Origin of the sequence: Arthrobacter sp. zg-Y750 (assembly GCF_020907365.1) — a bacterium.
In the GTDB taxonomy this organism is placed as follows: domain Bacteria; phylum Actinomycetota; class Actinomycetes; order Actinomycetales; family Micrococcaceae; genus Arthrobacter_B.
Map to the genome: position 1 here is coordinate 109278 of NZ_JAJJOC010000021.1, position 23216 is coordinate 132493.

General features: G+C 66.8%; 25 protein-coding genes. 17 read left to right on the forward strand and 8 right to left on the reverse strand.

Features of this window, described 5'->3' with window-relative positions; all coding sequences use genetic code 11:
- The first annotated feature begins 34 nt into the window (after positions 1-34).
- Positions 35-2152, forward strand: coding sequence for an FAD-dependent oxidoreductase (locus LOC57_RS13605; protein ID WP_229960379.1), 2118 nt, complete (start codon positions 35-37; stop codon positions 2150-2152).
- Positions 2153-2236: 84 nt separating this feature from the next.
- Positions 2237-2518, forward strand: coding sequence for a hypothetical protein (locus LOC57_RS13610; RefSeq protein ID WP_229960381.1), 282 nt, complete (start codon positions 2237-2239; stop codon positions 2516-2518).
- A 10-nt stretch (positions 2519-2528) separates the two neighbouring features.
- On the opposite strand, the gene LOC57_RS13615 is transcribed toward LOC57_RS13610, so the two are convergent.
- Positions 2529-3113, reverse strand: coding sequence for a TetR family transcriptional regulator (locus LOC57_RS13615; protein WP_229960383.1), 585 nt, complete (start codon positions 3111-3113; stop codon positions 2529-2531).
- A 55-nt stretch (positions 3114-3168) separates the two neighbouring features.
- Here LOC57_RS13615 and LOC57_RS13620 point away from each other — a divergent pair, with 55 nt between their 5' ends.
- From LOC57_RS13620 to hxlA, 4 genes are read left to right on the forward strand one after another with little or no spacing between them, the layout of a single operon-like run.
- The gene (locus LOC57_RS13620) at positions 3169-4653 is read left to right on the forward strand and encodes an MFS transporter (RefSeq protein WP_229960385.1); all 1485 of its coding nucleotides are present in this window, start codon (positions 3169-3171) and stop codon (positions 4651-4653) included.
- Positions 4654-4689: 36 nt separating this feature from the next.
- Positions 4690-5355: an SDR family NAD(P)-dependent oxidoreductase gene (locus tag LOC57_RS13625; RefSeq protein ID WP_227913064.1), complete on the forward strand. Its 666-nt coding sequence runs from the start codon at positions 4690-4692 to the stop codon at positions 5353-5355.
- Positions 5356-5360: 5 nt separating this feature from the next.
- Entirely contained in the window at positions 5361-5936 is a 576-nt protein-coding gene (gene hxlB, locus LOC57_RS13630; RefSeq protein WP_229960386.1) for a 6-phospho-3-hexuloisomerase, read from the forward strand.
- 45 nt (positions 5937-5981) lie between these two features.
- A complete protein-coding gene (hxlA, locus tag LOC57_RS13635) occupies positions 5982-6605 on the forward strand; it encodes a 3-hexulose-6-phosphate synthase (RefSeq protein WP_227927154.1) in 624 nt (207 codons plus the stop codon).
- 61 nt (positions 6606-6666) lie between these two features.
- On the opposite strand, the gene LOC57_RS13640 is transcribed toward hxlA, so the two are convergent.
- The 3 genes from LOC57_RS13640 to LOC57_RS13650 form a co-directional block, all read right to left on the reverse strand.
- On the reverse strand, positions 6667-8172 hold the full coding sequence (locus tag LOC57_RS13640) for an MFS transporter (RefSeq protein ID WP_227913061.1): 1506 nt from the start codon (positions 8170-8172) through the stop codon (positions 6667-6669).
- 133 nt (positions 8173-8305) lie between these two features.
- Positions 8306-8968: a response regulator gene (locus tag LOC57_RS13645; RefSeq protein WP_229960387.1), complete on the reverse strand. Its 663-nt coding sequence runs from the start codon at positions 8966-8968 to the stop codon at positions 8306-8308.
- The gene (locus LOC57_RS13650; RefSeq protein ID WP_229960388.1) at positions 8965-10131 is read right to left on the reverse strand and encodes a sensor histidine kinase; all 1167 of its coding nucleotides are present in this window, start codon (positions 10129-10131) and stop codon (positions 8965-8967) included. The genes LOC57_RS13645 and LOC57_RS13650 overlap by 4 nt, the downstream gene beginning before the upstream one ends.
- Positions 10132-10264: 133 nt before the next feature.
- Here LOC57_RS13650 and LOC57_RS13655 point away from each other — a divergent pair, with 133 nt between their 5' ends.
- Positions 10265-11260 carry a CPBP family intramembrane glutamic endopeptidase gene (locus LOC57_RS13655; protein ID WP_229960390.1) on the forward strand — a complete coding sequence of 332 codons (996 nt, stop codon included), beginning with the start codon at positions 10265-10267 and terminating at the stop codon, positions 11258-11260.
- A 70-nt stretch (positions 11261-11330) separates the two neighbouring features.
- Entirely contained in the window at positions 11331-11948 is a 618-nt protein-coding gene (locus tag LOC57_RS16535) for a YbjQ family protein (RefSeq protein ID WP_229960392.1), read from the forward strand.
- Between the two features lie 21 nt (positions 11949-11969).
- Here LOC57_RS16535 and LOC57_RS13665 read toward each other — a convergent pair whose 3' ends face one another.
- Complete coding sequence (locus tag LOC57_RS13665) at positions 11970-12575, reverse strand: class I SAM-dependent methyltransferase (protein ID WP_229960394.1); 606 nt, start codon at positions 12573-12575, stop codon at positions 11970-11972.
- 83 nt (positions 12576-12658) lie between these two features.
- Positions 12659-13207: a hypothetical protein gene (locus LOC57_RS13670; RefSeq protein WP_229960396.1), complete on the reverse strand. Its 549-nt coding sequence runs from the start codon at positions 13205-13207 to the stop codon at positions 12659-12661.
- Between the two features lie 131 nt (positions 13208-13338).
- On the opposite strand from LOC57_RS13670, the gene LOC57_RS13675 reads away from it, so the two are divergent.
- From LOC57_RS13675 to LOC57_RS13685, 4 genes are all read left to right on the forward strand, one after another.
- Positions 13339-14355, forward strand: a complete 1017-nt coding sequence (locus LOC57_RS13675; protein ID WP_229960398.1) for an NADPH:quinone reductase — start codon at positions 13339-13341, stop codon at positions 14353-14355.
- Positions 14356-14486: 131 nt separating this feature from the next.
- Positions 14487-14615 carry a hypothetical protein gene (locus tag LOC57_RS16450; protein ID WP_269439735.1) on the forward strand — a complete coding sequence of 43 codons (129 nt, stop codon included), beginning with the start codon at positions 14487-14489 and terminating at the stop codon, positions 14613-14615.
- An 80-nt stretch (positions 14616-14695) separates the two neighbouring features.
- Positions 14696-15424 (forward strand): GAF and ANTAR domain-containing protein, encoded by a 729-nt coding sequence (locus LOC57_RS13680; RefSeq protein WP_229960400.1) that lies wholly within the window; start codon positions 14696-14698, stop codon positions 15422-15424.
- Between the two features lie 70 nt (positions 15425-15494).
- On the forward strand, positions 15495-16568 hold the full coding sequence (locus LOC57_RS13685; protein ID WP_442860732.1) for a DNA polymerase IV: 1074 nt from the start codon (positions 15495-15497) through the stop codon (positions 16566-16568).
- 31 nt (positions 16569-16599) lie between these two features.
- Here the strand turns inward: LOC57_RS13685 and LOC57_RS13690 are convergent, their stop codons facing one another.
- Positions 16600-17466, reverse strand: coding sequence for a helix-turn-helix domain-containing protein (locus tag LOC57_RS13690; protein ID WP_229960401.1), 867 nt, complete (start codon positions 17464-17466; stop codon positions 16600-16602).
- A 101-nt stretch (positions 17467-17567) separates the two neighbouring features.
- Between LOC57_RS13690 and LOC57_RS13695 the strand changes: the two genes are divergently transcribed.
- Positions 17568-18260, forward strand: a complete 693-nt coding sequence (locus LOC57_RS13695; protein ID WP_229960403.1) for an SDR family NAD(P)-dependent oxidoreductase — start codon at positions 17568-17570, stop codon at positions 18258-18260.
- Positions 18261-18273: 13 nt separating this feature from the next.
- Here LOC57_RS13695 and LOC57_RS13700 read toward each other — a convergent pair whose 3' ends face one another.
- A complete protein-coding gene (locus LOC57_RS13700; protein WP_229960405.1) occupies positions 18274-18858 on the reverse strand; it encodes a TetR/AcrR family transcriptional regulator in 585 nt (194 codons plus the stop codon).
- A gap of 64 nt (positions 18859-18922) precedes the next feature.
- Here LOC57_RS13700 and LOC57_RS13705 point away from each other — a divergent pair, with 64 nt between their 5' ends.
- The 4 genes from LOC57_RS13705 to LOC57_RS13720 all read left to right on the forward strand — a co-directional run bounded on the left by LOC57_RS13705 (position 18923) and on the right by LOC57_RS13720 (position 23171).
- A complete protein-coding gene (locus LOC57_RS13705; protein ID WP_229960407.1) occupies positions 18923-19981 on the forward strand; it encodes a hypothetical protein in 1059 nt (352 codons plus the stop codon).
- Between the two features lie 105 nt (positions 19982-20086).
- A complete protein-coding gene (locus tag LOC57_RS13710; protein WP_227913046.1) occupies positions 20087-20932 on the forward strand; it encodes an alpha/beta fold hydrolase in 846 nt (281 codons plus the stop codon).
- On the forward strand, positions 20925-21494 hold the full coding sequence (locus LOC57_RS13715) for a TetR/AcrR family transcriptional regulator (protein ID WP_229960409.1): 570 nt from the start codon (positions 20925-20927) through the stop codon (positions 21492-21494). The genes LOC57_RS13710 and LOC57_RS13715 overlap by 8 nt, the downstream gene beginning before the upstream one ends.
- Before the next feature lie 204 nt (positions 21495-21698).
- Positions 21699-23171, forward strand: a complete 1473-nt coding sequence (locus tag LOC57_RS13720; RefSeq protein WP_227927168.1) for an amino acid permease — start codon at positions 21699-21701, stop codon at positions 23169-23171.
- Positions 23172-23216 lie beyond the last annotated feature (45 nt).

The window sequence follows — 23216 nt, forward strand, 5'->3', positions numbered from 1 at the left end:
TTTACAGTGTAAACATCAGCTGTAAAGTACCACTGTGAGTACAAAAACCTTCCCCCATTTGATGTCCCCGGGCCGCATCGGCCCCATGGACACGCACAACCGGATTGTCCTGCCCGCCATGGACATGAACGTTTCCGAGCACGGTGAAATTGAACAGACGGAGATCGACCACTACGTCTCCCGCGCCGCCGGCGGCGCCGGTCTGATCATCACCGGTGCCTGTGCCATCGCCTTCCCGCACGGCGCCGCTTCCATGAAGGAGCCCGGACTCTCGGATGACAAGTACATCCCCGGACTGAAGGCCCTCGCAGACGCGGTCCACGCCGCCGGGAGCAAGCTGTGCATCCAGTCCACCCACCACGGCAAAGTCGCCCGCGTGGATGTGGCCAATGACCGCCCGGTGCTCGCCCCCAACCAGCCGGACTACACCTATGACATGTCCGCCCTGGCCGACAGCACCCGCGAAGAGCTCGGCAAGATGGGCGCGGCCACGGCCGGCAAGAAGACCGAATACCGCGACATGACCGGCGAGGACATCGCCTGGCTCGTCTCCACCTGGGCCGACGCCGCCGAGCGCATCGCCAAGGCCGACGCCGACGCCATCGAGATCCACGTCGCTCACGGCTACATCCTCGGCGTGTTCCTGAACCAGCGCGACAACAAGCGCACCGACGAATACGGCGGATCGCTGGAAAACCGCGCCCGGCTGGCCTGCGAGGTCATCAGCGCAGTCAAGGCGCGGGTGGGCGACCGCCTGGCCGTGCTGGTCCGTGTTGCCGGTGAGGAATACGGCCAGGAAGGCGGCCTGTCCCTCGAAGAAGCCGTGGAGGCCTCCAAGCTGTTCGAACAGGCCGGCGCAGACGCCATCCACGTCACCGGCTGGGGACGGAACCCGTTCGACAACTTCACCGACGGCCCCCTGCCCAACAAGGTAGGCGCCTACCTGGAGAACGCTGCCGAAATCAAGAAGCACGTCAGCGTTCCCGTCATTGCCGTCGGCCGGATGCTGCCGGAGGTTTCTGAAAAGGCGCTGGCCGCCGGACAGATCGACTTCGCGGCCATGGGACGCCAGCTGCTGGCCGACCCGGAACTGCCGAACAAGCTCCGCGACGGCAAGTTCGACCAGGTCCGCCCCTGCATCAACTGCTACCTCTGCGTTGCGGAGAACTTCTTCGACGACACCCCGTTCTGCGCGGTCAACCCGGCGCTGGGCAATGAAGCGCTGCTGCCGCTGAAGCCGGCCTCCGCCACCAAGCACGTGGTAGTTGTGGGCGCCGGTCCGGCCGGGCTGGAAAGCGCGCGCGTGCTGACCGAGCGCGGCCACCGGGTCACCGTTGTCGACAAGTCCGACCGCCTCGGCGGCACCATGTGGTTCTCGACCATGACCACCCCGGACAACGAGCGCCTGCTGAAGTGGTTCAAGTCCGAAATTAAGCGGCTGAACATCGCGGTGAAGCTGAATACCAAGGCCACGGTGGAATCCATCAAGGCCCTGCACCCGGACCACGTCATCGTCGCCACCGGCGCCGTGCGCCCGAAGCCGGACTTCCCCGGCGGCGACCTGCCCAACGTGCAGACCGGCGACACCCTGCGGGCCATGATGCTCGGCACCGCCACCGCTGAAGAGGCCGGCGCCCTGCTGAGCACCCTCGGCAAGCTCGGCCGGCTCTCCGGCGTCACGAAGAGCCCGGAGTTCGTCCGCCAGTTCACCAAGTTCTGGCTGCCCATGGGCAAGAACATAGTGGTGATCGGCGGGTCCCTCGTGGGCCTGGAACTGTCCGAATTCGTGGCCGAACGCGGCCGCAATGTCACGCTGCTGCACGAAAAGCAGCAGCTCGGCCTGCCGCTGGCCATGCCGCGGCGCTGGACCGCGGTCAAGGACGCCGAAAAGCACGGTGTGAAGATCCACCGCAACGTCTCCGTCACGCGCATCACCCCCAAGAGCGTGGAGTGGACCGAGGACGGCGAAAGCTTCTCGGCTCCCGCGGACATGGTGGTCTACGCAGACGGCACGACGTCGGCCTCGCCGCTGGCGGACGAGCTGCGGGCCGCGAACCTGGGCATCGACGTCGACGTGGTTGGTGACGCGGGTGCGGTCAACTACATCCACGGCGCCATCCACTCCTCGTGGAAGGTCACCACGGAGCTCTAGATCGTAGGAGCGGCTGCGCCTCGAGTGGGTGCAGCCGCCCTGCCTTTTCGGCAGCGGAGCCTTTAGCCGTGGCACTATCGACCCATGACACCGGCCGCAGACGTTCCCCTTGCCCTCCGCGCCACGGCCTTTATTGCCCCGTCGCGGTGGCTGCACCGGCCCCGGCGCCGACTCCGCTACGACGCCTGGTGGGGCGACGGACGAGTGGAGTTCGACGTGGATCTCTTCGCCCTGCTGCGCGGACGGCACACCACGGACGCCGGGACCATCCGGGAAAACCTGCACAGGCATTGCCCCCGGGCGGGAACCGGACCCTGGATAAACGAGGCCGGAAGCGTCATTGACGGGCCCGCCGCTTTGGCGTAACCGCCATGATTCAGGATCCGGCTGCGGGAGCCAGCAGCCGGCAGGCCGCCGCGACGGCGGCCTCCCGGCGTCGTTCCCGGGAACTGTGGCTTGCTGCCGTTTCGCCGGTAAAGAGGACTTCCGGAGACTGCGCCCAGGCCGACGCGAGGGAAAACAGCAGCGTGACCAGGTCATGCGGATCCCAGGACGGATCGATGATTCCGTCTGCCTGGGCGCGGGCCACGTCCTCAACCGCGGGCCCCGGGCGGCCGCACGGTCGCTGCGGCAGCAGCTCCTGCGCTCCTTCCAGCCGCGCCCAGTCCAGCATGCGCAGGTGCTCGGGATAATCCGTCGCGTGGTCAAACATGGCCCCGACAAAACCGGGCAGGTCCAGGGCATCCCGGGGAATTCCGTCCGTGGTTTCCTGCAGGTTCATTTCCAGCACCGCGGTGAAAAGGCCGCTTTTGCTGCCGAAATAGGCGTAGATCCGCTCCTTGCTGGCCCGGGCTTCTGCCGCGATGCGGTCCACCCGGGCACCGGCCAGCCCGTACTGCGCAAATTCCTTACGTGCCGCTGCCATGACCCTGGCACGGGTAGCTTCGCCGTCGCTTCTCATCCCTGTAGTCTAGCTAAGCCAACCAACCAGTTCGTTTGATGAGGAATTCCCCTTTATGGACCGCACCACCCCTGCCGGCGCCCCTGAAGCGCACGACCACTCCGCGCATCCGCACCGCTGGCTGTTGCTGGCCGTGCTGGCCCTGGCCCAGCTGATGGTGGTCCTGGACGGCACCATCGTGAACATTGCCCTGCCCGACGCGCAGCGTGAGCTCGGGATGTCCGACGGCGACCGCACCTGGGTGGTGACCATCTACGCGCTGGCCTTCGGTTCGCTGCTGCTGCTCGGCGGCCGGATTGCCGACTACTGGGGGCGCAAGCGCACCTTTATGGTGGGCATGGCCGGTTTCGCCGTCGCGTCCGCTATTGGCGGCTTCGCGGAAAGTACCGAAATGCTGCTGGCCGCCCGCGGACTGCAGGGCGCCTTCGCCGCCCTGCTCGCCCCGGCGTCGCTGGCCATCCTGACCATCACATTCCCCACCGGCAAGGACCGGATCAAGGCCTTCGCCGTGTACGGCGCCATCGGCGGCGGCGGCGCGGCCATCGGCCTGCTGCTCGGCGGCGTGCTGACCCAGTACGCCAGCTGGACCTGGTGCCTGCTGGTGAACGTGCCCATCGCCGTCGTCGCCATGGCCGCCGGCCTGCCGCTGATCCGCGAGAGCAAGGCGCACGGCAACACGCGGTACGACCTGCCCGGCGCCGTCCTGGTGGTGGCCGGCCTGGCGTCCCTGGTGTACGGCTTCTCGCAGGCCGAAAACGGCTGGGCCCGTGTGGAAACCATTGCCTTCCTGGCTGCCGGCGCCATAATCCTGGCGCTGTTTGTGTGGGTGGAGAGCCGCGTCTCGAATCCGCTGCTGCCCCTGCGTGTGCTGGCCAACCGGGTCCGCGGCGGTGCGTTCCTGGCCTCGGCGCTGACCGGCGCCGCGCTGCTGGGCGGCATCCTGTTCCTCATCTTCTACTTCCAGATTGTGCTGGGCTACTCGCCGCTGAAGTCCGGCCTGGCGTCGCTGCCGATGACCCTGGCCATCATGGTGGGCGCCGGTGTGCTGTCCAACCTGCTGCCGCGCACCGGCGTCCGCCTGCCCATGACCGTGGGTCCGGTGGTGGGTGCGGCCGGTCTGGTGTGGCTGTCCTTCATCTCGGTGGAGGGCAACTACGCCGTGGAGGTCCTGCCCGGACTGATCCTGCTGGGCCTCGGCCTGGCAATGATCTTCGTGCCGCTGCAGAACGTGGCGCTGGCCGGGATCGATGAGCACGACGCCGGTGTGGCCAGTGCCGCTGTATCGGCCACCCAGCAGATCGGCGGGTCTATCGGCACCGCGCTGTTCACCGCCGTCTACACCGCTGCCATCACCGCCTACATGAGCAGCGCCAACGCGGCCCAGCCCGCCGCACAGCTGGAGGCGCTGGTCAGCGGCTACTCCACCGCGTTCATCTGGGCCGGCGTCGCGCTGTTCCTGGCCGCACCGATCGGGTTCTTCATGATCCGTCCGGCCAAGGAGGACCTGTTGAAGGTTCCCGACGCGGCACACGTGGGCTAACGGAATTATTCGGCACCCTAACCAGTTGTAAGCACCATGACTACAATCGCGATCATTGGTGCAGGACGCGGCCTCGGAGCTGCCGTCGCTCGACGGTTCGGCGCGGAGGGATTCTCCGTTGCGCTGATTTCCCGGAACCAGGCCAAGCTGGATGCGCTAGCCGAAGACCTCGGCAAGGCCGGTGTCCAGGCCCGCGGCTTCGCTGCCGACGTCCGCAACCCGGAATCGATCGCTGCGGCCCTTGAGGCTGCGGCCGAAACCCTCGGCCCGGTAGAGGTGCTGCAGTACAGTCCCCTGCCGCAGAAGGACTTCATGCGGCCCGTCCTCGAGACCACCCCGGCGGACCTGGTGGGTCCCGTTGAGTTCTCCATCTACGGACCGGTGGCTGCAGTCCACCAGGTGCTGCCCGGCATGCGGTTCCTGGGCGGGAACCGCGGCACCATCCTCTTCGTCAACGGCGGATCGGCCGTTAAGCCCGGACGCGGCGTCACCGGAACCTCGGTGGCGTTCGCGGGCCAGGCGGCCTACGCGCAGCTCCTCAATGAGGTCCTCGGCGAGGAGGGCATTCACGTGTCCCAGCTCATCATCGGCGGACGCATCATCGAGGGCGATCCGGAAAAGGATCCCGACGTCCTCGCAGGCGTCCTGTGGGACCTCCACACCCGCCGGGACACGTTCCGCCACCAGATCAGCACGGACTGATCCGGGTGACTGAGATTCCAGGGCAGCCCTCCGTTCCCGCCAGCCTGAGCCTGCTCCAGGACGAGCTTGCCGCGGCGGCGGACGGCCTGCAGGAAGACCAGCTTGCCGGTCTGGTGAACGAGATCCGGCAGGCCCGGCGGGTCTTCGTCACCGGCGGCGGACGCAGCGGCCTTGCGCTGCGCATGCACGCCATGCGCCTCATGCACCTCGGACTTACCGTGCACGTCGTAGGCGAAACAACGACGCCGGCCATCGGCCCCGGTGACCTGCTGATTGTTGCCTCGGGATCCGGAACCACTGCCGGCGCAGTAGCCGCTGCGGAAACAGCCGTCTCCGTGGACTCCCGCGTGACCGCGCTGACCACCGACGGCGAGTCGAAGCTGGCCGGGATAGCGCACCATGTGGTCCTCATTCCCGCAGCCCAAAAGACCGATCACCGCGGCACGGCCTCACGCCAGTACTCCGGCAGCCTCTTCGAGCAGGCACTGCTCCTGGTGCTCGACGCCGTCTTCCACACCCTCTGGAAAATCGACGGCACCCCCGCCGAGGACCTCTGGCCCCGGCACGCGAACCTCGAATAACGCGTGCCCCCTCAACTTCCATCCCCAGCTAGCAAAGGAAACACCATGAAACTTCAACTCGCCATGGACGTACTGACCGTCGAAGACGCCCTCGAGCTCTCCGGGAAGGTCGCCGAGTACGTCGACATCATTGAACTCGGCACACCGCTGGTCAAGAACGCCGGACTGTCCGCCGTCACTGCCATCAAGGAAGCCCACCCGGACAAGATTGTCTTCGCAGACCTCAAGACCATGGACGCCGGCGAACTCGAAGCCGACATCGCTTTCAAGGCTGGCGCCGACCTGGTGACTGTCCTCGGCGTCGCCGACGATTCCACCATCACCGGAGCCATCAAGGCCGGCAAGGCCCACGGCAAGGGCGTTGTGGTGGACCTCATCGGCGTCGATGACAAGGCGGCCCGCGCCAAGGAGGTCACCGATCTTGGTGCCGAGTTCGTAGAGTTCCACGCCGGTCTCGACGAGCAGGCCCAGGACGGCTATGACCTCAACACCCTGCTGACCGCCGGCAAGGAATCCGGTGTCGCGTTCTCCATCGCCGGCGGCGTCAAGCTGGCCACCCTCGCTGATGTCCAGGCCTCGGGTGCGAACGTGGCCGTCGTCGGCGGCGGCATCTACAGCGCCGATGACCCCGCTATGGCCGCCAAGGAACTGCGCGCCGCCATCAGCTAGCAGGAAAAGCACCGCAGGAAAGAGGCCCGGGACACCGGGCCTCTTTCCGTGTCCGGAGCCGCTATCCGTTCTCCGGACCGCCGTTCTTCGCGCGGGCGCGGAACATGCCGAACCCCACCAGCAGGGCAGCCAGCGCGGTGAGCGTGCAGGCGGCGAGCGTGGTTCCGTCCCGAAACTGCCCGGCCTGGGCGGCTGTCCACTCCCCCGCGGCAATGCTGCCCGTGAAGGCGGCAGCGATGAACGTGCCGGCAAGGGTGATGCCGACGCCGGTGGCCAACTCCCCGGCCGTGTCAACGAGGGCCGCGCCCACGGTGGTGCGGTCCGCCGGCAGCCCGCGCATCACGTTGTTGCCGGAGACCACGCCCACCACGCGCATTCCCGCCGCGACCAGTACCATGGCCACGGCAGTCCAGGGATAGCTGCGCTGGCCGAACACGGCGTAAACGGCAAGCCCGGCCACCACGGCGGCAGCGCTCAGCCGGGCGGCGTGCTCAAGACCGATCCGCTTAATGAGCGGGCCAATCAGCGCACCCCCGGCAATAAGGACCGCAACCTGCGGAAGCAGCCCCAGAGCTGCCTGTGCGGGGGTCCATCCCCACTCGAGCTGCAGCTGCAGGGTCACCATGTAGCCCAGGCCGGCAACGGCCAGTGCCGCCGCGGCTTTGAAGGCCAGGCCGCTGGACACCAGCGGGCGGGCCACCAGGGCGAAGTCCAGCAACGGGTTGGCCGCATGCCGCTGGCGGAACGCGAAGCCCGCCCCCGCCAGGACCGCCACCGCGGCCACGGCTTCCGGGCGCCCGGAAGCTGCGCCGTCTCCGACCAACAGCGCGGGCACGGCCAGCACGGACACGATGGTGATGGTGCCGGCGAGGGCACCAATCAGGTCAAGGGGCTGGGCGTGGAGTTCGTCGGCGCGGTCCGCGGGGATTGCGGCGCGGATGCAGATGACGGCGACGACGGCGATCGGCACGTTGACCAGCAGCAGCGCCTGCCACGGGGCAGCGGCCAGCAGGAACCCTCCAGCCGCGGGGCCGATTGCCAGGCCAACCAGCCCCACGGTCGAGATGAGCGTCAGGGCCCGCACACGCAGCCTCTCATCGTCAAAGAGGCGGAAGGCCAGGGCCATCGAACCCGGGGTGGTCATGGCGGCAGCAACGCCCATCACGGCGCGGACCCCAATCAGCTGCCCTACGGAGGTAACAGCCAGGGTGGCCATGCTCGCAGCGGCCAGGAGCACCAGCCCGGCCAGCATGACCTTGCGGCGGCCGGCCCGGTCTGCGAGCGCACTGAGCGCGATCATCAGCCCGCCGAAGACCACGGAATACGAGCTGGTCACCCACTGCAGGGCCGCCGTCGACGCTCCCAAATCGCGGCCGATCGTGGGCAGCGCAACGTTCAGGACCGAGTTATCCAGCATCTCGAAGAGGAACACCGCGGACAGCCCGGTCAGGGCGAGCCACGCCGCGCGCAGCGACTGCGGGGATTTCCCGGGCGGTCCGGCGGGGCCGGGTGCGGTCGCGGCGGCAAGTGCCTGGCCGGGTCCGGAAGCAGGTGGGCGGTTATCCATAGCGCACTCCTCTGATTAGGGAGAAGTGGCTGCCCGGCGGGCGGCGTATGCGTACGGGCAACAGGTCCGTATTTTTACTTCCGGTGAGAGGAGCGTACTGCCGTGCAGCGTTGGGGCGCAACGGCCCCAAAATCTACCCGGCGGGCGTTTCGGACTGGAGGACGGTCACGGCCAGCTGAACGCGGTTGGTGACGCCGAGTTTGGTGAACGCGTTGGCAATGTGGGTTTTGACCGTGGCCACGCTGACGTAGAGTTCGGCGCCTATTTCCGTGTTGGTCAGGCCGCGGGCCACGGCACGGGCGACGGCGCGCTCCCGCTCGCTGAGCTCCAGCAAGGGGTTGGGCTGCGGCGCCGGTGCGGGACGGACCGTGGCTGCGGCGGCGACAATGCGTTTGAGGATCCCCGGCGAGAAGCGCAGGTTGTCCTCTGCTGCGGCGCGGACGGCGGAAACCATCTCTGCCGGCGCGGTGTCCTTGAGCAGGAAACCGCTGGCCCCTGCCCGCAGCGCGGACAGAATGAAATCGTCCGTATCGAACGAGGTCAGGACAATCACCCGGGGCGGCACCGGCAGCGCCGTCATGCGTTCGGTCGCCCCGATCCCGCTCAGGCGCGGCATGCGGATGTCCATGAGTACGACGTCGGGCTCCAGATCGGCCGCGAGCCGGACGGCGGTTTCGCCGTCGCCCGCTTCCCCCACAATGGAAAGGTCCGGCGCCCCGTCGAGGATGAGCCGCAGCCCGGCCCGGATCAGGGGCTCGTCATCCACTACCAGGACCCGCACTTTCTCCGCCTTCACCACGGCACCTCCACTTTGGTGGTGTAGATGCCTTGGCGGGCACCGGATTCAAAGGACCCGCCTGACAGCCGGGCCCGTTCGGCCAGCCCGATCAGGCCCAGCCCGTCCGGCGAGCGGCGCGGAGGGCCGGAGACCGGGTTGCTCACTTTCACGGTAATCCCGTGTCCGGGGGCACCGGTCAGGGACACCGTCACCGGATGGCCGGGGGCGTGTTTCTGGGCGTTGGTAATGCCTTCCTGCGCCACGCGGTACAGGTGGCGGGAGGTGGCGTCGGCGGGAGCATCCGCCTCGGTAGCCAGCAGGGGCGGTGCAATGCTTAGCGTGACGTCGGTGCCGGCTGCCCGTGCGGAGTCCACCAGTGCCGGAATGGACGCGATGTTCGGTTGGGGTGCGGCCTCGGCCTCTTCTTCCCGCAGGACGGTCAGGACCGTGCGCAGTTCCATGGCTGCTTTGTGGGCGGTCTCGCGCAGGATCCCGGCGGTGGACCGGATGGTCTCGGCGTCCAGGTCGGAGCGGTATTCCAAGGCTCCGGCGTGCATGCTGATCAGGCTGAGCCGGTGGGCCAGGGTGTCGTGCATTTCCCGCGCGATCCGGGTGCGTTCGGCCAGCCGCGCCTGGTCCGCCCGGGCATCCTGCTCCCGGCGCGCGCTGTCGGCCTCGTGGCGCAGGGAAACGATCAGCTGCGCTCGGGCGCCGCGGTTCAAGCCGATGAGCACGAGGACGAGCAGCGGGACCAGGGAAACCAGGAAAATCCACCCGAGCCCTTGGTCTCCCGGGTCGAGCGGGTTGACGACGACGCCGGCGGCCACCGCAACGGCAAAGGCCACGATGGTAGCAATCAGAGACCGGGGACGCCGCAGCGCTGCGATGCGGACGATGCACAGGCAGGCCGCAGGGAAAGCCATGCTGGAGAGACCGCTGAGGACAATGATGGTCAGTCCGACACCCACCGGCGCCCGGCGCAGGGCGAGGGGCAGCAAACCGACGGCCAGCAAACCGAGAAAGAAGTCCAGGAACATCAGTGCCGCGAACCTGACGCCGATCTCTTCATCCTCGAGGGACAGCCCCAGCAGCACCATGAAAGACAGGAACCCGACCACCCCGGATGCGGCGGTGATACCAGCCACCTTCCAGGCGCTGGGGCGTTGTGTCGGGGTTGGCATTCCACCGATCCTAGTGAGCTGTGCACCGAGGCCGCAATTGGCCGAAAGCATGAAGTTTTGACCCGCCGAACGGCGAACTGCGGGGACCGAACAGCCGAAGCGGGCCGCAGGCCGGGGCCGTAAGACTGGGCCTATGACTTCCCCGAATCCTTCCCCCGCCTCGCCGACCCCTGAGCTGCCATCCGCTCCGCCGCTGGCCCTGCCCGACCAGGATGTTCCCCCAGGCGCAGCCGGAGGCTATCCGTATCACCGCTTGGCCCGCTCCCGGCCCAACTACCGCTGGTGGCATCCGCTGACCACGGTTTTGGTTGCGCTCGTTGTTCTCGCCGTCCTGACAATGCTGGCGACAGTTGCGACGGCAGTGGCGGGGATGTTTGTCCCCGGCATCGCCGTAACCGTGGACCAGGCGCTGTCGGCGGAATCCGACCTCACCGATCCCGGGCAGCTGGTGGTCCTGTTCGGATCAGTGACGCTGCTCTGGCCGGCGGCGGCACTGGGTGTCCGCTGGGGCGGCGGGCGTCCGGCCGGAACGCTCTCCTCGATTGCCGGCCGGCTGCGCTGGCGGCCGTTTCCCAAACTGCTGGCCTTGGCGGTGGCGCTTTTCGCAGTCCTGAATGGCCTGAGCATGCTGCTGCCGGTGACGTGGGGGCAGGACGGTGGCGGGGGCGGTAGATCCGGCAACGTGTGGCTTCTCCTGCTTGTGGTCCTAGCCGTTGTACCGCTTCAAGCGGCAGCGGAGGAATACGCTTTCCGCGGCCTGCTGATGCAAGGCATCGGATCCTGGCTGCGTCATCCGGCCTTTGCCATCCTGCTGCCGGTTCCGATATTTGTCCTCGGACACGGGTATGGCCTGGTGGGGCAGATAGATGTTGCCGCCTTTGCCGTTGCCACGGGCTGGATGACCTGGCGTACGGGAGGCCTCGAGGCGGCCATCGCCCTGCACGTGATTAACAATGTGGGTGTTTTTGCCCTTGGAGCGGTGGGACTGTCGAACCCTAACGCCACCGACATGCCGCTGGCATCCCTGCCTTTTTCGCTTGCTTTCCTGCTGGCATATTCCCTGCTTGCGGTGCGCCGGTTTCCTGCCCCTGCGCGCCGGGCGCCGGCGGGCAGCACAATCCGCGGATAATAAAGGCCGCGGTCTGTGGTCCCGAGAAATTCGTCTCGGGTATACCTAGTCCGGTCGATTAGGGAATTACGTGAAAATCAGAGACATCGCCAAGAAATACCAGCTTGATCCCATAACTTTCGAGGACTGGATTCGGCAGTCCGGAATGCCGTTCAAAGCCGGGATCACAGGCGTAAGCGTTGATGATGGCGTCGACACGGACGAAGTGGTCGAAAACTACGCCCAGTATCTAGTCCGGGAAAAGGCCCGGTTCGCCAAGGATCAGCAGCAACTTGCGGTGGAACAGGCCGACGCGGAACGAGCTGAGCTGGAAAAGCAGCGTGCCTTGGCCGGCATGTTCATCAGCTCGGGCTTCAACTTTGAAGGCCATACCATCACGAAGTACTCGGGCTATATTTCCGGCGACGGAGCGGTGTCAATGGATCGCCCAAAGCACGGCTGGTTTAGCGGAGTGAACAAGAGTGTCGGTGCGGACCTGCTGGCCGGCCTGTCCGATATCCGGCAAACCGCCCTCGCCAAGTTGAAGGAGGAGGCCTACGCGCTCGGATGCAACGCCGTGATCGGCGTGGATTTCGATTACCTGACCATGGATCCCGAAACCGCAACCAGTTCCGGCGGCACCCTGTATCTCCCCTTCCTCTTTGCGGTCACCGCAAACGGCACCGCCGTGGTGCTCGAAAAGAACTAGCAGTCCGGGCAAAGCCGGCGGTTAGGCCCGGCCCAGCACCGCCACCAGGAAATCAGACTCCGACGTAAACGGCCGCAGGTCCCAAGTGCCAAAGCGCTGCTCCACCCGCAGTCCGGCCGCGGCGGCGTCGTCGAAGAACGTGTCGAAGGCGTAGCCGCGGTTTCCGCCGAAGCCCGCCACAATCCGGCCGTCGCGGGCCAGATGGTTCCGCATCCGCGTGAGCACGTCGACGGCGGTGCCCGGCGCCAGGAATGTCATGACGTTTCCGGCGCAGACAATCAGGTCAAAGGGTTCGGCCACGCCCGCGGCGGGCAGGTCCAGCTCGGCCAGGTCGCCTACGAACCACTGCACGTCGGGGAAGTCCTGCCGGGCGGCGTCGATCAGTTCCGGGTCCACATCCACGCCCACGACCGTGTGGCCGCGCCGGGCCAGTTCCCCGCCCACCCGTCCGGGACCTGCTCCGGCGTCGAGAATCCGGGCACCCCGCTGCAGCATTGCATCCACCAGCCGGGCCTCGCCGTGCAGATCAGCGCCATCGCGGCGCATCTGCTCAAACCGGGAGATGTACCAGGCCGAGTGTCCCGGATTCTGTCGCTTCTTGGCTTCCCACAGGGTTTCGTGTCGCATGCTTCCAGCCTACGTCCGCAGAACGGACGCGGCCGTCCGGGCAGCCGCGCAGGCTGACCGGACGGCCGCAGTCCACGCTCGGCCTAGGCCTGCGCCGCTGCCTTGCTCTTGCGGTGCTGCTTCCTGGCCTTGAAGTAGTCACTGGACGGCTTCAGGAACAACAGCACGGTTGCCGCCAGGGTCAGGACAACGGATACCAGCGTCACCCAGGCAACCTCGTAAACATCCACAAGGCTCCCGGAGAACTGCACCCGGGTGTTCAGCGCGGTCAGGACCACAACCACAATGAGCACAATCCTCGGCCAGCCGTGGCCCATCCGGGACAGCAGTGCCAACGCGATGAGGATGAGGGCGGTGATGATGCCCGCCGTGGTAAAACCTTCGATCTGGTTATTGGCCCAGATCTCAGCGTTTTCCGGCCCGAGGGAGCGCTCCATCTGGGATTTGTACCGGTCCTGGTTTGCGGTCACGATCGCCACCGGAATGCGGATCAGCACCGTAGCCGCTGCAGCCAGCAGGAGCCAGAAGGCGGTTTCCACCGTCTTCGCCCGAGCCGGAGCCATGGCTTGGGTTGGTGCCGGAGCTGCGGGCTGGAATCCTCCGGAATTGCTGTAACTGGTCTCTTGAGACACGTTTCTTTCCCCCATAGAACTGACGTATTCAACGGCGGATCCGCCGCGTCGGTAGGTAGCATAACGGACAGTGTGCTGACTTTTTCATTCCGGGCGGGAATAGAAGAAGGGCGCCGTGTCTTGTACCGCAAATGAAAGCAATCGTGTACTCCACCACAGGCCCCTCATCCGTCCTCACGCTCGAGGAGCGCGACGTCGCCTCGCCCGGTCCGGGGGAGGTGCGGGTCCGCGTCGCGGTCTCCGGCGTGAACCCCACCGATTGGAAGGCCCGCGCCGCGGGAAACCTTGCCTTCCCCGAGGTGGTGCCGAACCAGGACGGCGCCGGCACCATCGACGCTGTCGGCGAAGGGGTGTCTGACCTGCAGCCCGGTGACCGGGTGTGGATCTACCTCGCGGCGCACGGCCGCCCCACCGGCACCGCACAGGAATTCACGATTCTGCCGGCCGACCGTGCGGTGAAGCTGCCCGAGGGCATCGGATTCGACGTCGCGGCCAGCCTTGGCGTCCCGGCCATGACTGCGCACCGCGCGCTGACCGTGCATGAAGAAGGTCCCACCCGGCTCGCCCCGGGCGCCCTCGCCGGACGGACCGTCCTCGTCCAGGGCGGCGCCGGCGCTGTCGGGCACGCCGCCATCCAGCTTGCCGTGTGGGCCGGTGCCACCGTGATTGCCACGGTCAGCAGCGATGCGAAGGCCGAGCTGGCGCGCGCTGCCGGCGCCCAGCACATTGTCCGCTACCCGGACGACGCCGAGGCGGACCGGATCCGCGAGATCGCCCCGGACGGCGTCCACCAGATCGTGGAGGTCTCCCCCGCGCAGAACGCGGTACTCGACGTGGACGTAATCGCCAACCACGGCAGCATTGCCTACTACGCGAACAACAACGGCGAGGAATTCACCGCTCCGATCGTCGCCAGCTTCGCCAAGAACGTCCGCTGGCAGGGTGTGCTCATCTACACCGTCGGTGAAGCGGCCCAGCACGCCGCGGCAGAGGACATCACCGCAGCTCTGCGCGACGGCGTCCTGCCGGTGGGTGAATCCGCCGGGCTCCCGCTCACCTGGTTCCCGCTGGAGGAAACCGCTGCCGCGCACGACGCCGTCGAGAACGGCACCACCGGAAAGATCCTCATCCGCGTGGAAAACGCTTAGTCAAGGGAAGTAAGGTCCGGTGCCGGACCGTGCGGGGGTTACGCCCGGCCGCGGCCGGGTGCAGGATGGGTGATACCCACCGAGGCAGCTGGACCTGAGCCTCAACCCCCAGTGAGGAAAGGCAGAATCCCATGGCAGATTTGGGCGGCATGGCAGACAAGGCCAAGGACGCGGCCAAGGATCATCCCGAGCAGGTTGATCAGGCCAAGGACAAGGTCAAGGACAAGATGAGCGGCAACAAGGACGACGAGCAGAAGTAGCTGCCGGCAGGAGGCCGGGCCATCCCCGAGGGATGGTCCGGCCTCCATCGTTTTCACCCTGTGTTGGATAGGCTTAGGTCATGTCAGTCCATACCCCGGGAACCTCAGTCGCCGCGCAACTGCAGAAGCTTATTCTCGACCACCCGGAAGTGAGTCCGTTCCTGGAGGCCTTTGCCGTCCATGCGGCTGACCTGTTCAGTGACCCGACCAAGATTCTCTGCAGCATTACCCTCAAGCGGGACAAACATGCCCAGACCGTGGCCACCAGCGGGCCGGAGGCGATCGAACTGGACGAGCTGCAGTACGGGTACGGCGACGGGCCCTGCCTGCACGCGGCGGAGACTGATGAACAAACCCTGGTGGACGACACCGGCACGGACCCCCGCTGGCGGGAGTATTTCGACGAAATCCGCAGCCGGGGCTATCACTCGATGCTTGCTGTGCCCTTGCTCATTGGGAACGACGGCGGCGCCGCCCTGAATCTCTATGCCCGGGCCAAGGGGATCTTCTCGGAAGAGCTCACCGGCCGCGTTCAGGAGTATGCAGAGGAAGCTGCCATCACCCTTCAGGTTGCCGTGCAGATCGCCAACCACAAGGACGTGGGTGAGAACCTGCGCAAGGCCATGGAATCCCGCACCGCTATTGACGTTGCGGTTGGCATTGTCGCCGGCCAGAACCGCTGCAGCCAGGAGGAGGCCTTCGCCATCCTCGGCCGCGCCTCCAGCAACCAGAACATCAAGCTGCGCGAACTGGCCGAGCGTTTGGTGGAATCGGTCACCGCCGCCAAGGTGGCAACCCACTTCGCCTAGGCGTCTTTCGGAGTGCAGCATCCGGTGATTCTGCTGGTCGCGGCAGCCGCACCTGCGGCACACTGGTCGCGTGAGCGGAAACCAGTGGGTGCTGCACGTTGACCTCGACCAGTTCATTGCGGCCGTTGAAGTGCTGCGGCGCCCGGAACTGGCGGGCAAACCGGTGATTGTGGGCGGCCGGGGCGACCCGGCCGAACGCGCCGTGGTCTCCACCGCGTCCTACGAAGCGCGGGCGTTCGGCGTGGGCTCCGGGATGCCGCTGCGGATCGCCGCCCGCAAGGTGCCCGACGCCGTCATCCTCCCCGTGGACGCCGAAGCCTACTTGGCCGCGTCCGACGTCGTGATGGCCACCCTGCGCGCCCAACCCGGCGCCGTCGTGCAGGTGCTGGGGTGGGACGAAGCCTTTGTCGGCACGCAGACGGAAGATCCGGAAGCCTACGCCCGGCACCTCCAGTCCGCCGTGCTGGAGCAGACGCAGCTGCACTGCAGCGTGGGCATCGGTGACACCCTGGTCCGGGCCAAAAACGCCACCGACCTGGGCAAACCCGCCGGTGTCTTCCGGCTCACCCGGGAGAACTGGCTGGAGGTGATGGGTGCCCGCCCCACCCGGGAGCTGTGGGGTGTCGGCGCCAAGATTTCCGGCCGGCTGGCCAAACTCGGCATCAGCACCGTTGCGGAGCTGGCCGCTGCCGATCCGCAGGCCCTGGTGCCGGAGTTCGGCCCGAAGATGGGGCCGTGGTACGCGGAGCTGGGCCGCGGCGACGGGTCCAGCACGGTGGATGACACGCCCTGGGTGGCGCGCGGGCACAGCCGGGAAACCACCTTCCAGCAGGACCTTACCGAGCCGGCACAGGTGGAAGCCGCCGTCCGGGAGCTGGCCGCGAACGTCCTGAAGGACGTCGCGGCCGAGGCCCGTCCGGTGATCGGCTTGACCCTGAAAGTCCGGTACGCACCGTTCACCACCAAAACGCACGCGCGGAAAATCCCGGAAACCTTTGACCGGGACGAGGTCCTGGCCCGATCGCTGGACCTGGCCGGCGCCATTGAGCCCGGTCGTCCCATCCGGCTGCTGGGCCTGCGTGCGGAAATGCCGATGCCCGATGACGCGCGGAAGGGACACACGCCCACCCGCGGCGGTTGGTGAGCGCGGCCGCGGCCGGCGCGGGGGCCTCCGCTCAACCGTCCAGCTGAAGTGCCGTCGCCGTGACAGCCGAGACGCGCAGGAAATCGAGTTTTCCTGCCGCCTCGGATCCGGCGGCAGCCGTGTAGGCGACAATGTGCAGGTCCGTGCCGGCCACGGTGAAAATGTCGCAGTCCAGCTCCACATCCCCGACGACGGCGTTCTGCACCACTTTCATTTCGGACTGGTGCTCGCTGACGGTTCCGCTGTCCCACAGTGCACGGAACCGTTCACTGGAGGCAGTCAGATCAGTAATTAGCTCCTGCACCCTGCGGTCATGCGGGTACCGTCCGTAAGCGCGGCGCAGGTCCGACACCAGGGATGCCTCAAAAATCTCCAAGCTGTCCTTCGGACAGATGATCCGAATTCCGCTGCTGCCCAGCGTTCGCCCGGCAAAGTGCGAGCGCAGGAGATTGGGACGCCCCTTGTCGGGCGGGATGGGCTCCCCGAGAAGGGCCGCCCACAGCGGACTGAAGGACAGCAGGTCCCAGGCGGCGGTGAACACGGCCACCGGTACTTCACCAAGCCGCGCCACCAGCCGCTGCACGCCGGGCGGGATATGCGTCGGAACTTCTCCGGGCCCGGGCGGAAGCAGCCCGGAAATCTCGAAGAGATGCGAGCGTTCGGTGTCGCTCAGCTGCAGCGCACGTGCCAGTGCCGCCGCCACCTGGGCGGAGGGCCGGCGGGCACGGCCCTGCTCAAGGCGCACCAGGTAATCAACACTGACACCTGCCAGCTGGGCCAGCTCCTCCCGCTTCAGCCCCGGCGCCCGCCGGAACCCGTAAACGGGCAGGCCCGCGTCCGCCGGCTGCAGCCGGTTCCGCCAGGAACGGAGAAGGGCACCCAAGTCAGAATCCTGCATGGCTAGAGTGTGACAGCCGCAAACCGGTTCTGGGTGGCATTGGCAGTCCCTATGCTGGCCCGTGCCACGACATCAGTCCGCAGCGGATCAAGACTAAGGCCATGACAACAACACTGATTACCGGCACCAACAAGGGCCTGGGTTATGAAACAGCACGCCGTCTCCTCGAAGCGGGGCATACCGTCTGGATGGGGGCGCGCGATGAAGTCCGCGGGCGGGAAGCGGCCGAGGCACTCGGCGGCATGTTCGTCCAGCTCGATGTCACCAGTGATTCCTCCGTGGAGGCCGCCGCCAAGACGGTGGCAGCTGCCGGCGGCTTGGACATCCTGGTCAACAACGCGGGCATTCCCGGACCCTTCGCCAAGGCGGAGGAACTGACGGCCGCCGATGCAGAGGCGGTGTACGGCACCAATGTGGTGGGCATTGTCCGCATGATGCACGCTTTCCTGCCGCTCCTGCGGAAGTCCGCCGCGGGAACGGTTGTGAACGTCACCAGCGGAGTGGGTTCCTTCGGCTTTGCGCACGACCCGGAGCGTGTCGAGTCCACCGTGGTGATGCCGCTGTACACCTCCTCGAAGTCCGCGGTGACCATGCTGACCGTGCAGTATGCCAAGGCCTTCCCGGAGCTGCGCATTAATGCGGCGGACCCGGGCTACACCGCCACTGATTTCAACCGGCGGCAGGGCACCCAGACGGTACGCGAGGGAACGGACGCCATCGTGGAGCTGGCCACCCGCGGCGGCTCCGGTCCCACCGGCACGTTCATCGACAGGTCCGGTGCCGCCCCGTTCTAGTATTACCGGCGCATCATCGTGCATGCGTGGCCGGGCGGGGTTTCTTCAGCACCCGCTCGGCCAGCTGATTGCCTGCGGGGTCCGGGTCCATCTCCATCCGCAGGCCCATCAGGGTATTGACGAGCATGCCGCGGGCAATGAAGCCGTCGGCCTCATCGGGGGCCAGCTCCGCTTCCTCCAGCAGGAATTTCAGCAACCGAACAAAACCCGCACGTGCTGCGGCCCCGATCACGGGATCCGAGCCCATCGCAAAGGCATGCATCAGGGGAAGATGGACGCCGCGCTGCTCAGCCAGCCGGATGTACGCGGCACCCAGGCGCTCCGACCTTGACGACTCATCCCCGGGCAGGGCCTTGCGGAATTCGTCCAGGATGAAATCCAGGGACTGGCCGATAACCGCGAGGAAAAGCTGTTCCTTGGTCCCGAACATCCGCACCACGTAGGCCTGGCTGATGCCCGCTTCACGGGCGATCCGGTCGGTCGTCGCACCGTGGTAGCCGTGTTGCGCGAAGACCTCGGCTGCCGCACCCAGGGTCTCCTGGCGCCGCTCTGCCGCGGACAAACGGGGAACAGTCTGGCGGGGGGCTTGCTTATCCATGCATTGAGGTTATCATTCGATTACTTGTTAAGTAATCAGTTGATTACAACCTAAAGGGGACATCATGAGCTTATCCAAGCCGGCCACGCCATCGCCGGGACCAACCGGAGCCCGCCTGGTGGCCATGCTGGGGAGCCAGATCATCGTCACGGCCCTAGTTGCCGCCGCTTTTGTCGGCCTATATGTGGGGCTGCAGCGGGACCCGCAGCCGCATCATCTGCCCCTGGCGGTGGTGGGCACGGATCTGGTCGACGGCACCTCCCGTGCCTTGGGCGCGAGCGCGGCCGTGGTTCCGGCTCCTGACGAGGCGGCGGCCCGGCAGCTGCTCCAAGAGCATCAGGCCGTTGCGGCGCTGATACCCCGTTCCGATGCGGCGGGTTTGGATCTGATCACGGCCGGGGCTAACGGGCGCAGTGCGGTGGGGGCGGCAAGCGCCATGGCCGCAGGGGTGGCTGAAGCGGCACATTTGCCGATCGTGTCCACCACGGACGCCGTACCGCTCGCCCGGCAGGACCTGCAGGGACTGTCCGGCTTCTATCTCGTCTTCGGTGTCACCCTCGCCTCATTCATCCTGGCGCAGATCATGTACTCGGTTGCCGCCCTCGTCCGGCTCCGCTGGCGGGTCCTAACCCTCGTGGCCGGCGCGGTGGCGATTGCCGCAGCAGCCGCCATCCTCGCCGGGCCGGTATACGGGGCCGTCCCCTCCCCTGCGGTGGCGGTGATCCCGATACTGACGCTGCTGGGCATCGGGGTCTCATTCTCCTCCCTGGCTTTCGCCAGCCTGCTGGGCCCCTTCGGCAACATCATCTCCACCCTCCTGTTCACCACGCTGGGCAACGCCGCCGGCGGCGCCACCGTCAGCGCCTTCCTGATGCCGGCCGCGATCGCCCGCATCGGCGCCGGCTTACCGCCGGGTGCCGCGTTCCGTGCCATCACCGACACGAGCTACTTTGACGGGCGCGGCTCGCTGGAGCCGGTCATCATTCTTCTGTGCTGGGTTCTTGCAGCGGGCAGCGCCCTGGGCCTGCATGCGGCACGTGATCGGCGCAAGTCCGGTGCGGCGTCGACGGCGGCACAGGCGGACTCCCTGCACCTGGGGGCAGCCACTGCGTCACCGGCCTGACCACGGCCCGGCCGCAACAGGTGACGTTTGCTGAACGGCTAACCAATTGTGCTTTGTAGCTAAGGATGTTAGCTTTGCCGTACACACCTAGCCGGAGGGCACATCATGACCGAGTACATGAGCATTGGATCACACCGCCTCGCCTACGACCTGCAGGGGGACGGCCCGCTTGTGGTCCTCGCCCACGGCATGGGCGACAGCCGCCGCTCCTACCGCTTCGTTATGCCGGCGCTGGTCGCCGCCGGCTACCGGGTTGCCAACCTGGATATCCGCGGCTGCGGCGAGTCCAGCACCGACTGGCCCGGCTACAGCCGAACGGACATCGCCGGGGACCTCGTGGCGCTGGTGAAACACCTCGGCGGGCCGGCGGTTCTCGTGGGACAGTCCATCAGCGGCGGCGCCGGCACCATCGCGGCCGCCGATGCCCCGGACCTGATTGCCGGCGTCGTTGAGCTTGCCCCGTTCACTCGGAAACAGTCCATGGACCTGGCCGGCATGCTCCGCGTCCAGCCCTACCGCGCCGCCTCGGTCCAGCTGATGCTCACCATGCTCCGCGGGAACGTGGCGAACTGGCTGAAGTACCTCGACACCGCAATCCCCGTGAAGCCCGCCGACTGGGCTTCCGAACGGTCACGGATCGCCGCAACCATGCAGGACCCGGGGCATATGAAGGTCCTGCAGGCCATGATGAAGACCACGCCCGTCGACGCCGGTGCCCGCCTCGCCGATGTCGCCTCCCCCGTCCTCATCATCCAGGGCTCCGCAGACCCGGACTGGGCGGACCCCCGCGCCGAGGGCGAACGCATCATCGCCGACCTCCCCGCGGGCCTCGGCCGGCTCGAGGTCATCGAGGGAGCGGGCCACTACCCCCATGCGCAAACGCCCAATGAGGTTCTGGACCTGATGCTGCCGTTCCTTGCCGGCATCTTCGGGGAACCCGATCATGCCTAGGGCCGGGCTCAGTACGGCCGCCGTCGTCGAACGCGCGGCACAGATGCTGGACGAGCCGCACAGCGAGGGCCTGAACCTCGCAGCGGTTGCGGAAAGCTTCGGCGTCCGGGTGCCCTCGCTGTACAAACACGTCGACGGCGTGGCCGGCCTCCAGCGCGGCGTTATCCTCCTGGCGAAGCGTTCACTGACACGCGCCATCACCCAGGCAGCCATCGGCCGGTCAAGGGACGAGGCGATCATCGGCATTGCGGTCGCGTACCGCGGATGGGCGCTGCAGCACCGCGGCCAGTACCCCCTGACAATGCTGCCCGTGGCCGGCGAGGACCCGGAGGAAGCTGAGGTCGCAGCCGCTTTCCTGGAGGTCATGAACAGTGTCCTGGCGGGCTACCAGCTGACTGGGGAGGATGCCGTTGACGGAATCCGGTTCCTGCGGGCGGCGCTCCACGGTTTCGTTTCCCTCGAAACCATGCGCAGTTTTGAGCTGCCCAACAGCCTCGAACGCAGCTTCAACCGCCTGGTGGAGAGCATCACCACCGCCCTGGACGGCTGGGGGCGCCCGTAAACGCCGCTGCGGCAAATAGTCACCATGCTTCCGTTTTGACGCTGGGCTGTGACCGGTGCCATAGTCTACGGGTGCATTTGTTAGTGCCCCGAACAACCAGAGGGCACAAGTAAGCGCATGCCAACGCCCTTCAACGCCTGCCGCTGCGGCTTTTAACTCCGGCGGCAACCCGGCCGGATCACATAGACAAAAGGACAACGACCGATGACACAGCAAGCGGCCAGCCCGGAGCAAAAGGCTCCCGACCGCACGGCCGAAACCAGCATCGAGCACGAGGATGCGGGGTACCAGAAGGGCCTCAAACCCCGCCAGGTGCAGATGATCGCCATTGGCGGCGCCATCGGCACCGGCCTGTTCATGGGTGCCGGCGGGCGCCTGGCCACGGCAGGGCCGTCACTGGTCATCAGCTACGCCGTCTGCGGTTTCTTCGCCTTCATGATCCTGCGGGCCCTGGGCGAACTGGTCATGCACCGGCCCACCACCGGCTCCTTCGTCTCCTACGCCCGCGAGTTCTTCGGCGAAAAGGCCGCCTTCGTGTCGGGCTGGCTGTACTGGTTGAACTGGGCAATGACGGCGATCGTGGACATCACCGCCGTCGCGCTGTACATGAACTTCTTCAAGAAATACTGGGCGCCCATCGCCGAGGTGCCGCAGTGGAGCTGGGCGCTGGCCGCCCTGCTGCTGGTACTCGGCCTGAACCTGATCAGCGTCAAGGTGTTCGGTGAACTGGAGTTCTGGTTCGCCCTGATCAAGGTGGTGGCCCTGGTTGCCTTCCTGATCGTGGGCATCTGCTTCGTGATCTTCGGTACTCCGGTGGACGGCCAGCAGGTTGGCTTCAGCCTCATCTCCGACAACGGCGGCCTGTTCCCCAACGGCCTGCTGCCCGCCGTCGTCGTTATGCAGGGTGTGGTGTTTGCCTACGCCTCGATCGAACTCATCGGCACCGCCGCCGGCGAGACGGAACACCCGGAAAAGATCATGCCCCGCGCCATCAACACGGTGGTTATCCGTATCGCCGTGTTCTACGTCGGAACGCTGGTCCTGCTCTCGCTGCTGCTGCCTTACAGCTCCTACCACGCCGGGGAAAGCCCGTTCGTCACCTTCTTCGGCTCCATCGGCGTCGGCGGCGTGGACGCGATCATGAACCTGGTGGTCCTGACCGCGGCGCTGTCCTCGCTCAACGCCGGCCTGTACTCCACCGGCCGCATCATGCGCTCCATGTCCGTGGCCGGTTCCGCCCCGAAGTTCGCGGCGCGGATGAACAAGGCAGGCGTCCCCTACGGCGGCATCGCCATGACCGCCGTGGTGGCCCTGCTCGGCGTCATCCTGAACGCCGTGGTCCCGGCCGATGCCTTCGAAATTGTGCTGAACGTGGCGTCGCTGGGCATCATCAGCACCTGGGCCATGATCGTCCTGTGCCAGATGGAGCTCACCAAGCGGGCTAAGAAGGGTGACCTGGAGCGCCCGGCATTCCGGATGCCCGGCGCTCCCGTCACCGGATGGATCACGCTGGCGTTCCTGCTCGCAGTGCTGATCCTGATGGCCTTCGATTCACCTGTGGGCACCTGGACCATAGCCTCCCTGGTGGTCATCATCCCTGCGCTGATGCTCGGCTGGCGGCTCTGCCGCGACCGCGTCCTGGAAATCGCCGCCTCCCGCGGGGGCGACGGCGAGTAAGCGCTTGTAGCGGGACGTCCGGCCCCGGGGCGTCAGCTCCGGGGC